7 protein-coding genes and 1 tRNA gene are annotated in these 15184 nt (G+C 57.1%); 2 read left to right on the top strand and 6 right to left on the bottom strand.

The features are described 5' to 3' along the window. Positions 1 to 41: 41 nt before the first annotated feature. Positions 42 to 118: transfer RNA gene (locus F3I20_RS13540), tRNA-Met, on the top strand. A 110-nt stretch (positions 119 to 228) separates the two neighbouring features. On the opposite strand, the gene amiC is transcribed toward F3I20_RS13540, so the two are convergent. Then, a complete protein-coding gene (gene amiC, locus F3I20_RS13545; protein WP_150014088.1) occupies positions 229 to 1473 on the bottom strand; it encodes an N-acetylmuramoyl-L-alanine amidase AmiC in 1245 nt (414 codons plus the stop codon). Between the two features lie 231 nt (positions 1474 to 1704). Here amiC and argA point away from each other — a divergent pair, with 231 nt between their 5' ends. Beyond that, positions 1705 to 3033 carry an amino-acid N-acetyltransferase gene (gene argA / locus F3I20_RS13550; protein WP_013358908.1) on the top strand — a complete coding sequence of 443 codons (1329 nt, stop codon included), beginning with the start codon at positions 1705 to 1707 and terminating at the stop codon, positions 3031 to 3033. A 49-nt stretch (positions 3034 to 3082) separates the two neighbouring features. Here argA and recD read toward each other — a convergent pair whose 3' ends face one another. The 5 genes from recD to F3I20_RS13575 all read right to left on the bottom strand — a co-directional run bounded on the left by recD (position 3083) and on the right by F3I20_RS13575 (position 15175). Next, on the bottom strand, positions 3083 to 4924 hold the full coding sequence (gene recD, locus F3I20_RS13555; protein ID WP_150037786.1) for an exodeoxyribonuclease V subunit alpha: 1842 nt from the start codon (positions 4922 to 4924) through the stop codon (positions 3083 to 3085). Then, positions 4921 to 8460, bottom strand: a complete 3540-nt coding sequence (gene recB, locus F3I20_RS13560) for an exodeoxyribonuclease V subunit beta (RefSeq protein WP_150037787.1) — start codon at positions 8458 to 8460, stop codon at positions 4921 to 4923. Before recB ends, recD begins: the two co-directional genes overlap by 4 nt. Continuing rightward, positions 8457 to 11348 (bottom strand): pitrilysin, encoded by a 2892-nt coding sequence (gene ptrA / locus F3I20_RS13565; protein ID WP_150037788.1) that lies wholly within the window; start codon positions 11346 to 11348, stop codon positions 8457 to 8459. The genes recB and ptrA overlap by 4 nt, the downstream gene beginning before the upstream one ends. Positions 11349 to 11456: 108 nt before the next feature. Beyond that, positions 11457 to 14834 (bottom strand): exodeoxyribonuclease V subunit gamma, encoded by a 3378-nt coding sequence (recC, locus tag F3I20_RS13570; RefSeq protein WP_150059920.1) that lies wholly within the window; start codon positions 14832 to 14834, stop codon positions 11457 to 11459. Positions 14835 to 14935: 101 nt separating this feature from the next. After that, positions 14936 to 15175, bottom strand: a complete 240-nt coding sequence (locus F3I20_RS13575; RefSeq protein WP_190285934.1) for a prepilin-type N-terminal cleavage/methylation domain-containing protein — start codon at positions 15173 to 15175, stop codon at positions 14936 to 14938. Positions 15176 to 15184 lie beyond the last annotated feature (9 nt).

A 15184-nucleotide genomic window follows, 5' to 3' on the forward strand; every position in this document is an offset into this window, starting at 1 on the left:
TGTTTTACAGAAGTCACAATGTGAAATAAGTATGATACGGACGCGGGGTGGAGCAGCCTGGTAGCTCGTCGGGCTCATAACCCGAAGGTCGTCGGTTCAAATCCGGCCCCCGCAACCAATCATTTAAACACCTGAAAGGGTGTTTTTTTGTTTCTGCCGTTCGTAAATTCCTCTTAAGCCTCTCTCCCGCAGATAAATGCGCGGATAGCCGTGACTACCCGCACACCCTTACCGATGGGCCAGTGCCGCCCCACTCTCTACATACGCTTTGATACCGTTCAGAATCGCCTCTGCCACCTGATGCTGATAGCGGGTGGTTCGCAGCTTACGCTCCTCTTCCACATTACTGATGAACGCGGTCTCTACCAGGATTGACGGGATATCCGGGGCTTTCAGCACTGCAAATCCCGCCTGATCCACGGTGCGTTTGTGCAAATGGTTGATGCGCCCCATGCGATGCAGCACCTCTTTACCAAACTTCAGGCTGTCATGAATCGTCTGACGCTGCACCATATCGAACATGGTGTGATCAAGATAGCGGTCACCGCTTTTGCTGACGCCACCAATCAGGTCTGATTCATTCTGGGTCTGCGCCAGGAAACGGGCGGCGGCTGAAGTGGCACCGCTGGTGGATAAAGCAAATACCGAAGAGCCGCGTGCTGCCCGACTGGTAAAGGCATCAGCATGAATAGACACAAAGAGATCGGCGCGCTGTTTACGGGCTTTGGCAACCCGGACGCGCAGCGGAATAAAGACATCTTCATTGCGCGTCATATAGGCTTTCATGTGGGACTCTTTATCGATCAGCGCTTTGAGTCGCCGTCCGATCTTCAGCACAATATCTTTCTCGCGGGTCTTATATTTGCCGTGCGCGCCAGGATCTTCTCCACCGTGACCGGGATCGATCATGATGATAATCGGACGATCGCGTCCCGCTTTGCCGGGTAACGGTGCCTGTACCCCTTCATCCTTGTCCAGATCGCCCTGATTATAATCTTTCAGCAGAGCCAGCAGCGGATCGTCTTCCACATGGTTCTGGGTCGGATAGAGATCGACCACCAGCCGGTGATTGATACCGGCGACCGGAGCCAGATTAAAGATCTTCGGTGCGACGTTGCGCTTCAGCTCCAGAACGACGCGCACCGTGTTGCTGTCGAACTGGCCGACCCGGGCATTTTTGATAAAGGGATCGTCGACCCGAACCTGCTTATCTACCCCTTTCAGGGCCGAATTAAGATGCAGGCCCTGAATATCTATGACGAGACGTTCGGGATTGCTCAGCGCAAACTGCTTGTATTTCAGCGCGACACTGGACTCCAGCGTCATACGCGAATAGGTGGACGAGGGCCAGATACGCACCGCCACAATGTGGTTCTTTGCCGCCAGCCCTGTGCGGCTGACGCTCAGCAGCAGTAAGGCACCTGTCCCCTGTAAAAATCGTCTGCGTGAAAAATGGGAATTACCGTCTGACATGCCGCTCCAGCTGCTGTGTTATGTCTAAAAAAGCGCCAGTTAATCAAATGGCGGCGAAAACTTTATCCAATCCGCAGGATGATGTCACCCCGGAAACCCTAAATAATGCAGGCTGTTAGCGGCTTTGACACTCATAAAAACGTAAATTTTCGTCAGGATTAAGACTTGCAAAATCGGGCGTAAAAGCATAAAAATACACAAAATACGAATAAACATTCACTGAGGTTGGCCGTGAAGGAACGTAGTACCGAACTGGTTCAGGGTTTTCGCCATACCGTTCCCTATATCAATGCCCACCGGGGTAAAACCTTTGTCATCATGCTGGGTGGCGAGGCGATTGAGCATGAGAACTTCTCTGGCATCGTTAACGATATCGGCCTGCTGCACAGCCTGGGAATCCGTCTGGTGGTGGTTTATGGCGCACGGCCACAGATAGACGCCAGCCTGGCTCAGCAGCAACTGGAACCGGTTTATCATAAATTTACCCGGGTGACTGATGCGCAATCGCTGGAGTTAGTGAAGCAGGCTGCGGGTCGGTTGCAGTTAGATATCACTGCCCGCCTTTCAATGAGTCTTAACAATACCCCGCTGCAGGGCGCGCATATCAATGTGGTCAGCGGCAACTTCATTATTTCACAGCCGCTGGGCGTGGATGATGGCGTGGATTATTGCCACAGCGGGCGTATCCGTCGTATTGATGAAGAGGCGATTCATCGCCAGCTGGATAACGATGCCATCGTGCTGATGGGTCCGGTTGCGGTCTCTGTGACCGGCGAGAGCTTTAATCTGACTTCAGAAGAAGTGGCTACTCAGCTGGCAATTAAGCTCAAAGCGGAAAAAATGATCGGCTTCTGCTCCGAGCAGGGCGTGCTGAACAGCGACGGTGAAATCATCTCCGAGCTGTTCCCGAACGATGCACAGGCCCGCATCGACGAGATTGAAAAGGAAGGTGATTATCTTTCTGGTACGGTCCGCTTCCTGCGTGGCGCGGTGAAAGCCTGCCGCAGCGGAGTCCGCCGCAGCCATCTCATCAGCTATCAGGAAGATGGCGCGCTGTTGCAGGAGCTCTTCTCACGCGACGGTATCGGTACGCAGATCGTGATGGAGTCGGCTGAGCAGATCCGTCGCGCCAATATCAACGACATCGGCGGTATCCTCGAACTGATCCGTCCGCTGGAGCAGCAGGGCATTCTGGTGCGTCGCTCACGCGAGCAACTGGAAATGGAGATCGATAAGTTCACGATTATTCAGCGCGACAATCTGACCATCGCCTGTGCCGCCCTCTATCCGTTTATGGATGAGAAGATTGGCGAGATGGCCTGTGTGGCGGTTCATCCTGACTATCGCAGCTCCTCACGCGGTGAGATGCTGCTGCAGCGCGTGGCATTGCAGGCGAAGCAGATGGGACTGCAAAAGCTGTTTGTGTTAACCACGCGCAGCATCCACTGGTTTCAGGAGCGCGGCTTTACGCCGGTTGATATTGAGTCACTGCCCGAGAGTAAAAAAGAGATGTACAACTATCAGCGCCGTTCCAAGGTGTTGATGGCCGACCTGACCTGATTTAATCCTGAAGGGACAGGCCTCCATTGTGGACTGTCCCCCCTTCTTCTCAGCTGGTTTCACCCAGTCGCTCCACCAGACCGCTGCGTCGCTGCGTCTGTAACTGCACGGCGCGCTGAAATACGCCCGGTTCGCTGTAAATGGTCAGTTGTTTGCGGGCACGGGTAATCGCGGTATAGACCAGTTCACGGGTCAGCACCGGCAGAAACTGCGTCGGCATGACCAGCGCGGTGTGTTCAAACTCCGATCCCTGCGATTTATGCACCGTCATCACCCAGGCCGTTTCATGCGAAGGTAACCGGCTCGGCTGGATCGCCTTGATTGACCCATCCGGCAGCGGGAAAAAGACCTTCAGGTTACCCTCTTCATCCCGCAGCGTAATGCCGATATCACCGTTAAACAGGCCGAGTGCGCTGTCATTTCGGGTGATCATTACCGGACGCCCGGCATACCAGCGGCTGCCGATACCAGGACGTCGGATGCGCTGCAGCTGCATCAGCCGCTGCTCAATGCGCTGGTTCAGGCCCTGCACGCCAAAAGGCCCGTCACGTAACGCACACAGCAGCTGATAGCTGCCAAAGGCGGCAATCACCTCAGCCGGCTCCGCCTGCTGTCGGATAAGCTGCAGGAAGGGCTGATAACCCTGTGCGACCTCATCGAGCATCACCTGATACGCTTCCGCGCTGTTCAGCGTCTGATAGCTGACATCGTCATGGGCCGCAGCAAACACCGCCCTGACCTGCTCTGCATCACCGCGGTTGATCGCTTTGGCCAGCTGGCCGATACCGGATGAAGCGTCAAAACGGTAACTTTTCTGCAACAGGCAGATGCTGTCACGCACGACTGGTGCCTGCCTGTCGTCACTGCCCTGCAGCGTACAGCCGGTCAGCAGGGCAAGCTGTTCTGCCCGCGCCAGGCTGTAGCCACTTTCCGTGCAGCGGCAGATGTCGCCCAGCACCGCACCCGCTTCAACCGAGGCGAGCTGATCGCGGTCGCCCAGAAACACCACGCGGGCATGGGCAGGCAGCGCGGCAATCAGTTTTGCCATCATCGAGAGATCGACCATCGACGCTTCATCTACTACCAGCACATCAAGATGCAGCGGATTGCCGGCATGATAACGTAACCGCTGGGTATCAGGCTGTGCGCCCAGCAGGCGATGCAGCGTGGTGGCTTCGGCGGGGAAACGCCGCCGTTCTTCGTCGCTGACCGCCAGATCCTGCAGCGCCCGGCCCAGAGACTCAGTCAGCCGTGCAGCAGCTTTACCGGTCGGTGCCGCCAACTGAATCCGAAGCGCGCCGGGATTCAGGCGAATCAGGGCGGCGAGGAGTTTCGCCACGGTAGTGGTTTTACCGGTGCCCGGCCCGCCAGAAATGACCGCCGTCTTGCGGGTCAGCGCCACGGCTGCAGCAATTTTCTGCCAGTTCTCCGGCTGGTCACCAAACAGACTGTTCAGCACGTCACCTGCGGCACGCATATCAAACGCGGTTTTGATTTCCTGCACAGCAAAGAAGTCGGCGACCCGGCCTTCACTGTGCCACAGCCGATGCAGATACAAACGCTGGTTACTCAGCACCAGCGGTGTCACACGGCTGCCGTCACTGACGGCCGGCCAGTCTGCCAGGCGTGATGACCAGTCATCCGGTGCGCCAGCCGCCTGCCAGATGGCCTGGGCCAGTGCAGGCTGACGCCCCGCAAACAGGCTATCTTCACAGAGGTTGCTCAGCGGTAAACAGACGTGTCCTTCTCCCGCCTCCGCGCTGACGCAGGCAGCCGCCAGCAGCAGCGCAGGCTGTGATTCTGTCGCCACCAGACGGGCAAACTGAATATCCAGTGGCCGCAGGAGACGCTTCTCAACCGCCTGCAGCAGCAGACTCAGCATGTCACTCATAACATCTCCCCGGTTTCACCAAACAGCGCATCAATCTCTTCCACAAAAGCTTCGGAAGGTCGGGTGGCAAAAATGCCGTTGTCCGGCGAGCTGCCATCCACCCCACGTAAAAACAGATAAAACACCCCGCCAAAATGGTCCTGATAGTCGTAGTCCGGCAGGCGATGCTGCAGATAGCGATGCAGCGCCAGCGTATAGAGCTGATACTGCAGATCGTAACGGTGGCCAATCATCGCCTGCGCCATCGCTTCGGGCGTGTAAGCGGCGTGACTTTCCCCCAGCCAGTTCGATTTGTAATCCAGCAGATAATATTTTCCCTGCCAGCGGAAGACCAGATCGATAAAACCCTTCAGCATGCCGCGCACCTGGCGAAAATCCAGCGGAGCGGCCTGCTGAGAGAGTGTATCGTGACGACGCAGCAGATCGTCAAGATCCGTCGCCGTCAGCAGATTATTGATCGGCAGATAAAACTCCATCTCAATGAGTCTTTCGCTGCCTTTGATTGCCGACAGCGTCAGCCCCTCTGCGTTGAGCGGCGTATGTAACACCCTATCAATCCACTGTTCAATGACCGGTAACCAGCTCAGCGGGTAACCATTGTGCTGCAGCTGATCTTCCAGCCAGATGCGATCCGGCGGTTCGGTAAAGTCGATCGACTCAAACAGGCCGTGCAGGAAGGTGCCGGGTGAGGCACCGCGAGGAAAGTGATGCGGCGTTAATGCCGCCTCTTCATCCCTCTCCTCTTCGCCCGCTGCATCAATATCGAAGTTAGGTAACGCATCCAGCAGTGGCGAGCTGTGATGCTGTTGCAGACCGGAATAACTGGTTACCCGCCAGACATCCGCCAGGGCGCGGGTTACGTCGCGGCTGCTTAACGCCTCGTCGCCCTGCTGTGCATCCTGCCACATTTCGCCCGGCTGCAGATCTTCTTCAACCAGGGCAATCCCTTCACCGGTTAATGCATTGAGTCGCTGGCTGAGCTGCTGCGCATCGGCCGCCTGACCCTGCTGTACCAGGTAGCCCAGCGCGCTCTTGTGCAGATCGCTTTCGCCCTCTTTTTTACGAGTGCCTTTGATCAGCGGTGCAATGCCCACGCTGCAGTGATAAACCGAACGGGTCAGCGCCACGTAGAGCAGACGCAGATCCTCTGCCAGCCGTTCTTCTTCGGCCAGCGCCAGACTCTGCGCATCACCCTGCACATCCAGCAGCGCCGTGAAGTTATCGCGATCGTGATAGAGTGCGCTGGCCGCCTCGCGAAACCCGGCGGCAAACGGCAGCCAGACCAGCGGATACTGCAGCCCTTTCGATTTATGGATGGTGATGATCTGCACCAGATGGCGGTCGCTTTCCAGACGCAGCTGCTGGCTGGAGGCCTGGCTGTTTGGCCGGGCAATCTGCTGCGCCAGGAAGCGCACCAGCGCGTGCGGACTCTCCAGCTGCACCGAGGCTTCCTGCAATAGTTCCCCCAGATGCATCAGGTCAGTCAGGCGACGTTCACCGTTCTCCGAGGCCAGCATATTCTCCGCCAGTTGCCGCTTGATCATCACATCACGCAGCATCGGTAACACGCCACGCTGATGCCATAACTGCTGCCAGATGGCAAACTGCTCCACCAGCGCATCCCACTCGCGCTCATTCTGTGTCAGCGCGTCCAGGGTCGCCGCATCGATGGCAAAAATCGACGTTGCCAGGGCGCTACGCAGCAGCCGTTCCTGTTCCGGTGCCTGTATCGCCTGCAGCAACCAGAGTAATTCGCGCGCTTCCGGCGTGGTATAGACGCTGTCCCGACTGGAGAGATAGACCGACGGAATCGACAATGCATTCAGCGCGTCGCGGATTAAACCGGCCTCATTGCGACTGCGCACCAGCACGGTGATATCGGAAGCCCGCACCGGTTGCAGCGCCTCACCTTTACCCAGCCAGGCTCGTCCCTGCTGTCCCGCCACCAGCCAGCGGCTGATATCGGCGGCACACTGCTGCGCCATAAACTGCTGGTAGTCGCTGTTGCCAACGCCCTCGCCAGGCTGCAGCCAGAAACGCAATGCGGGTTGCTGCTGCTGGTCAAAAATCAGCTTTAGTGACTCGTTGGGTGCAGCAGGCTTAACCGGCTGGAAGGGGATCGCCGAGAAGAGGAAAGGTGAATCGAGCTGAGAAAAGAGGCGGTTGACACTCCCGACCATCTCAGGTGAAGAACGCCAGTTGGTATCGAGCGTATAGTGAGCACTGACTTCGCTTCTGGCCCGCAGATAAGTAAAAATATCCGCACCGCGAAACGCATAGATTGCCTGCTTGGGATCGCCGATCAGTAATAGCGCCTGCTCCGGCTGATTCATATAGAGCGTGCGAAAGATTCGATACTGCTGTGGATCGGTATCCTGGAATTCATCAATCAGGGCCACCGGGAAACGCGCCCGGATGGTTTCTGCCAGCAACACGCCGCCGGGCTGCTGCAACGCCTCATCGAGTTTACTGAGCAGATCATCAAAGCCTAACAGTGCGCGTAACCGCTTTTCACGCTGCACCGTGGCACGCACATCGGTCAGCGCCTGCGCGATGATCACATCGCGCAGCGACAAGGGTTCTGCCAGAAACTGATCGATCGCCTCAAACAGCGAATGTCGCGGGGCGTCACCTTTTTTGGTTTTCTCATCCAGCACCTGCTGCCCAAAGCGCTCCAGCTCTTTCGGCAGTTGATAATCCAGCGTCTCACTGCTGGCCCACTGCGTGACTTTTGCGACCCAGTTGGGCAGATGTTTACTGCTGTAGCTGCGCTTATCCACGCCAGAAGCACTGATTATGCCTTCAACATCGGCGCTAAGCGTCTGCCACTGCTGTTTGATAGCCTCAATGCGCGCAAGGTTACGGGCGTGGCGTGATGCCAGCGTCTCATCGGCTGCGGGCGGACGTTTCAGGCTGGGTGATTCTCCCTGCAGCCAGGGGCGCAGCGTGGTCAGCAGGCTGTCAGGCCCGCTCCACTCCGCAGCAATGATTCGCGCCACATCCAGACTCAGTGGATAGCATTGACGACGCCAGAAATCAGCGGTCGACTGCTTCAGCAGCGCCTGCTCATCTTCAATAAGTTCCTGCTCAAATAGCATGCCCGATTCAAACGCGTTGAGATTGAGCATCCGCTGACAGAAACCGTGAATAGTGAAGATGGCGGCTTCATCCATCTGCCGCTCAGCAGCCAGCAGCTGCGCGGCGGCCTGACTGAGATCCGGCATCTGCTCCAGCAGTAACTGGTGCATCGGATTGCTGCTTTTGCCGCGGATACAGGCCAGACGTAACTGATGAATATTCTCGCGGATGCGTCCGCGCAGTTCCGCAGTGGCGGCTTCGGTGAAGGTCACCACTAAGATTTCTTCTACCGAAAGCGGGCGGCTGTAGGCGTTTTCTCCGCCCAGCCCCAGCAGCAGGCGCAGATAGAGCAGTCCAATGGTAAAGGTTTTTCCGGTTCCCGCTGACGCCTCAATCAGCCGCTCGCCTCTGAGCGGCAGCGTTAAAGGATTCAGCGATACGGGAGGTAACTGCGTCATTGGGTCTCACTCTTTACCGGCAGCGACTGCTGCAATTGCGCCACTTCATTCCAGGTTTTCCAGCCAGGCTGGCGGGCAAATTCAGTTTTGCCATTGCCGGTGCCGGCAATCTGCGAGGTCATTGCCATGCCCTTGTGTTCAATCACGGCCTGCCGGAAAAAGTCTGCCAGGCTGGCCGGGGTTAACTGCTGAACCTGCTCGATCACTTTTTGCCGGGTATTAAAGTGATCATTCTGCCGATCAAAGTCGCGGCTAAAACGATCTGCTTCCTCAAAGAGCGTCTGAGGACGCTGCTGCAAATCATTGATCATCGCCTGCTGGTACTGGGCAAAATCTGCCTTACTCATGCTGCGTAATCGTTTTTCTGCCTGTGGATAGAAGGCCTTATAACGCTGCAACAGCCAGTCCGGTTGCTTGCTGTTACTTTGCAGCAGGAAGCCGACACCCCATTGGCGGCCCACTGGCATCTGGAAGGCAAAGACCGCATAGCCGAGCTGCTCTTTAGTACGCAGCTGATTGTAAAACCACGGCTGAACGATCTGGCTCAACATTGAGCTGTGCGCCATGCTCTGATATTCACCATATCCCAGTGGAACATAGAGGGCGGCAAGAGCGGAGTCGGTGCTGCTGCCCTTCTGCTGCAGGTTGGCTTTCAGCGGTTTTTTAATGGTCACATACTGGCTGTGCCAGTCGCGGGTGGCATTACTCTGCATCTGCTGCTTAAGCTCATGTCCCAGTTGCTTCACGCTGTCAGCACTGAGGTTACCCACTACCAGCATCTCTGGCGTCGCATCGCGGAACAGCGTATCGCGGTAGGTCGTCACATCCTTGAGTGAGATTGTGCTGACCAGCCTGCGGCGCGTCTCGCGCTGGGTATAAGGCAGCTGCGACAGCAGTTGCATCGGCTGAATCGCCTGCTCAAACGCCTTGCCTTTTTCTGCCGCGTCCAGCCGCTCCAGATACCAGGATTTAGCCTGCTCAAGCTGCTGTTCTGTCGGCTGGAAAGTGGCATAACCCTCCACCAGTTTCTTCAGTAGCGTCGGCAGACGTTGCGTGAAGCCGTTGGCACTGAACACCAGCCCTTCATCTTCGCCGGTTGTGAAGCTGATGCCGCCCACCGAAGCCTGCGAGTTAAGTTCGTCCAGTGCCAGGCTGGAGAGGTAATCATTCAGGCCAAACAGCACCTGCTGACGGGCGTCGCGGATGGCGTTTTTATTGCGTAACGCCAGGGTGATCGCCGCTTTAGGCTCGCTGGCGTAATAACGGCTGGGCATCCAGTAAATGCGCATACCGTCATTGTTGTCCAGCTTCACCGGATGCTGATACGTTTTTCCGTCCGACGGCAACAGGGTGAAGTCGTCCGGGATATAGGGGTTCAGCACGGGCATCGCCAGCGTGATCTGGCTGGCGCGCTGTTGCCAGTCGGCAAAGGTTTGTGGCGTGATCTTCTCAACCTGATAAGGCGCATCCACAAAATAGGCGGTTTTGTTGTGTGGCTCCTGCGGGCTGATATACCAGATGCGTGCATGCTGCGGGGTCATCTCGTTCAGCCGGGCTTTAATCGCGGCAGCATCGTACTGATCCGCCAGATAAGGCGCATCCAGCGTGTGTTCAACCGGCACACGCAGCATAGTATCAACCAGCCATTCAATGTAATCCATATCGCGGGTGATAGAGGGATAGCGGAAATCGAGCGCCAGCACGTGTGAAACTTCATCGAAATAGCGCTTATCATCGGCCTGCTGACGCAGCAGATTGATGTAGCTGAATATAGCCGCTACCACTTCGTCACGCTGTGCCAGCCCCTTATCCGTGAGTGACGCGGTAATCGCAAATACGCCACTATTACGCTCGGTCATCGGGTCAGCGCCCGCATTGACCCCATCGGCCAGCCCCTGCTTTTGCAGCCAGTCAGTCAGCGTATTTTTGCTGCGGTTGCTGATTAAATAGCTAATCAGCGTGTCGGTTTTACTGCGGAAGCGATCGCTGTTATTGGCAATGCGGAATTCAATTTTGAGCTGCTTGCGCGGCTGGGCCGGAACGTAATGAATGATGATGCCCTGCTGCGCTTCCGTCACCACCGGCACCGTAATCTCCGGCACGCTGGCGTCATGATTTTGCACCCGGCCAAAGGTTCTGGCCGCAATTGATGCCATCTCCGGCAGCGGTTTGTTGCTGTAGATCACCGCCTTCATCAGGTTCGCAGAGTAATGGGTGTGATAAAAATCCAGCAGCGCCTGGTGTAGTTTGCTGCCGGGCTTATCTTTCAATGTTTCAAGATTGCCGCCCGAGAAACGTGACGCCGGATGCGCCGGATTAAGCGTTTCAGCGCCCACCTGGGCCATACGCAGGCCATCGCGCGAGCGCGCCATGGTCAGCTCGGCGTTCACGGCGTGGCGTTCGCGATCGGCGTTAACCGGATCCAGCAGTGGCTCAGCCACCGCATCCGCGAGTCGATCAACCGCCGGTTCCAGCGAATCGTTTTCTACTTCCAGATAAAAGGCGGTGCGGTAAGAGGCCGTGCTGGCGTTGTGGCTGCCGCCATGCTTTTTCAGGAACTCGGCCAGGTTATCCGGCTGCGGGTAGTGCTTTGAGCCCATCAGCACCATATGCTCGAGGTAGTGTGCCAGTCCCGCCTGCTGATTGGGATCGTCCAGCGATCCTATCGGCAGCGTCAGTGCTGCCAGCGATTTCGGTGCGACAGGATCGGAAACCAGTAACACCGTCATCCCGTTATCAAGTCGGATTGCCTGATAGTGGCGAGGATCCTGTTCACTTTTGCGAATGGTGTCGTTAACTGGCTGCCAGCCTGATGATGCCTGCGCCTGTGCTGTCCAGGCCACCAGGCTTAACAATAGCGCCGCTATCCAGCGTGCGTGTACCCGCATGTAAACCCCTCTCGTTTCCCGATAAGCCGCCAATCTCTGACACGGCGGCTCAAAGCAGAGCAAAATTTCTGTGTAATAAGCCAGTTAGCAAAAGTGCCTTCTGACCTGCTATTCATCATCCTGATGTGCAGCCAGCACCGGTAAATACCAGTGCTGTGCCGCCTCAGTTATCTGCTGCAATTGTGGCTCATCCAGCACACGGCAAAGACGCTGCAGATAGGGATCGCCGCCCTCGCCCTCAACCTGATAATTACCCTGCCAGGCGGTCAGCAGTCGATTACGCGCTTTGAGCTGCGTCGCTTCATCGGTCAGCAACTGCTGGCTTTTTTTGTCATAGCTGGCGGTCAGCCACGCGCCGCCACTCTTGTTAAGCAACATCAGCGGCTGGCGCATACCCGCGAGATAGCCTGCGACATATTCATTCAGCGCAGCGATCGCCTCAGCCTGCGGCACGGCGAGGAAACACCAGCGGCTCTGCTGCCGGCCAAACATCCGGCTGCTGCCGGTGCCGCCCAGTGCGCAGTAGACCAGATGCTCCAGCCAGAGTAACAGTCCGTCGTTCATGTTGAGCACGCCAGGCCGCCAGCGCAGTAATCCGTCACTCTGCACCTGCGTCAGCCAGCCGGTTAAGCTGACCTGCTCCAGCTGCAGGTTTACTTCCCAGCTCTCGCCATCACTGCGCTGAGTGACCACTTCAGCAGCCACTTCCTGCATCTCATCACGCTGCGCCTGCCAGAACAGCTCACCGAACGCGCCATAAGGCAGATTACCGGCCGCACGATGGTGCGCATAAAGCCGCTGGGTGTCCTCGCCTTCGACCAGGGCATTCAGCAGCTGCGCATTGATTTGGTAACGCTCCAGGTTGTCGAGGGCAAATGGCTCGCTGTCGGGCAGTTCGTTCTCCTCCAGCCAGAAACTTACACCGAGCCGCTGGTGAAACCAGGCGCGGACCGGATGTCGCCAGAAACGCAGAAACGCCTCCAGCGTCAGCGCATCAATTAACGGCGCTTCCAGCGGCTGAACAAAATCAGGTTGCGGCTGCCCGGTTCCCTGCGCGGCAGGCAGCCACTCACGGGCGAAGCTCTGGAGTCTGGCAGCTGGCTGGAAGTTTTCTGCAGCAAATGGCATCCGGCTGTGCAGGTGCTGCAGGTGCATCCGCACCCGCGCAGCACTCTCATCAAGCTCAAGATGACCGTCACCCTCCAGATAAAAACTCTGACCAATGTAATCCAGCAGTTCTGTGACCAGCACCGAAGGGTAGCGTTCCGTATTATCCTGAATCGCGCGTCCGATATAACTGATGTAGAGCTGCTGCTGTGCCGAAATCATCGCCTCCAGAAAGAGGTAGCGATCATCATCGCGGCGGCTGCGATCGCCTTTGCGGGATTGCTGCTGCATCAGGTCAAAACCTAATGGTGCCAGGGTACGGGGATAGACGCCGTCATTCATGCCAAGCAGACAGACCAGTTTAAAAGGAATTGAGCGCATCGGCATCAGGGTGCAGAAGTTAATCTGTCCAGCCAGAAAACGCTGGCTGATGCGCTGCTGATCAAGCCGGCTACGCAAATCATCACGCAACAGCGCCACCGGAATCGCCTCTTCAAAGCGCGCATCCATGCCATATTCGATCAATTGCTGCCACTGCTCTTGCACCAGCAGCAGGGCAGCCTCGGTTTCTGCATCAGGGCTGAAAAAGGCGTTCAGCAATTCCCGGCACAGTGGCAGCCAGGCGACCAGCGGACGGGGTTCGGCCAGCAGTTGCCGCCAGTGATTAAGCCGGGAAAGCAGCTCTGCCAGATGTCCCGCCAGTTCCCCCACCAGACCACTCGACTCGTCATAAGGCAGAATCCCTTCCCAGTCACCGTTGTGGCTCTCCATCGCATAGCCCAGCAGCATGCGCTGCAGGCCAAAGCGCCAGGTGTGCTGGCCGGTAATCGGAAGTGACAGCGCTTCCACGCTGGCATCATCCAGCCCCCAGCGCACACCCGATTCGCTGACCCAGCGCCGGAGTAAGCGCAGGCCGCTTTCATCAATAGAGAAATGAGCAGCCAGCGCCGGGACATCCAGCAGCGCCAGCACATCCTCTGAGACAAAACGGCTGTCCGGCAGTGCCAGCAGATTCAGAAAGGCCACAATGGCCGGATGCGCCTGACTGGCCCGCCGGTCTGAAATCGCAAACGGCAGGTAGCGATCGGCGGGTGCGTTGGCGAACACCGCCTGAATAAACGGCGCGTAAGCGTCGATGTCTGCCACCATGACGATAATGTCACGTGCTTTCAGCGTCGGATCGGTCTCCATCATCGCCAGCAGATGATCCTGCAATACTTCGACTTCACGCTGGGCGCTGTGGCAGACCTGTACCGCAATAGAGCGATCGTTCGGATCCAGGCGGCGCTTCTGATCGCTGTGCGCCAGTTCCGCCGCATTCAGTCCGATGATGGCGTTATCCTGCAGGTTGAGAAGATCGTGCTGCATGCAGTGCAGCAGGTTATCCGGCTCTACATCCACAAACGCATCAATATCGTCGTTTGACTCCATCTGACTGAGCAGAAACAGGTTATCGCGTCCCAGCGTGCCCCATGAGGCAAGCAGCGGGTTAGTGAGCTGCTGTTCGCCAGCGTCGTTAAACAGCGCGGGTGCCTGCTCTGCATCCCGGAAAAGCCCGCGTGATTCATCGGCACCATGACGTCGGCGCTGACGGCTCTGCAGTTTCGCCAGAAACGCATAGTCCTGAATGTCGCCCCAGTAGTCGCGGCAGGGATTGGTGAACAGCAGATGGATGTCGATGTGACGTCCCAGCGCCTGCAACGCCTGCAGATAGACTGGCGGCAGTGCAGAGATACCACAGATGAAGACCCGTTTCGGTAGATTTTCCGGCGTGGTTTTCGCCTGCTCCAGCGTCTGAATAAATCGCGAATAGAGGTTGGCACGGTGCCATTCGGGCTGGCGCAACGCCTGGGTATAACTTACCAGATCGCGCCACAGTGCGGCCTGCCAGCGCTGCGCTTCACCCAGTCCGTCAATGGTTTCGCCACGCTCCCAGCTGTTGAGCCAGTCGGCACGATAAACCAGATACTGGTCGAACAGATCGGCCACGCGTGAACTGAGCTGATAAAGTTTACGCTTGTCACCGTCGTCATGGAGATAGTGGCGTAAAGAGACAAACTCGTCATGTTCGAGCATCACTGGCAGCCGGTGCATCAGCTTCCAGCCCATGCTGGCCTTGCTGAAAGCACTCTCTACCGGGATATCGGGCAGAACGCGGACGAACATCTCCCAGATAAAACTGGCGGGCAGCGGGAATTCAATATTGGCCGCAATGCCAAAGGTTTGCGCCAGCTCCATCTGCAGCCATTGCGCCATTCCCGGGCTCTGCACCAGCACCATTTCTGAGGCGAAAGGATCATCAAGAGGATCATGTTTAATCACCGCCGCCGCCAGAATCTTCAGCACATCAAGCTGATTTGAGTGATAAACGTGAAACATGAAAACTCCTGTGATAACTCAGAACGTGACTGCGGTATTGCGGCACTGTCACTTTACCGCGTATCGCGGTTGAAACCCATCAAAAGGGCGACCCGTGACCTTTAACATCGCAGCCGGGTCAGAGTCGCGCTGCGCTGATAAGGCCCTGTCACATCCGCCCGCTCCAGGGTACAGCCTGAAGGGCCGCTCTGCTGTTGCAGCGTCGATTTCCACCCGGCAACGTCATGCCCTGCCAGGCGCTGCTCAGCCACCCGCCATGCCTCGCGCTGATACCACTGCTGACTGAATCCCAGCGCCAGTGCGCGATGATAGTTCAGCAGCGTGCTGCTGCTTAATGCCATTAACAGCAG

The organism is Candidatus Pantoea gossypiicola (assembly GCF_008632075.1).
Taxonomy (GTDB): domain Bacteria; phylum Pseudomonadota; class Gammaproteobacteria; order Enterobacterales; family Enterobacteriaceae; genus Pantoea; species Pantoea gossypiicola.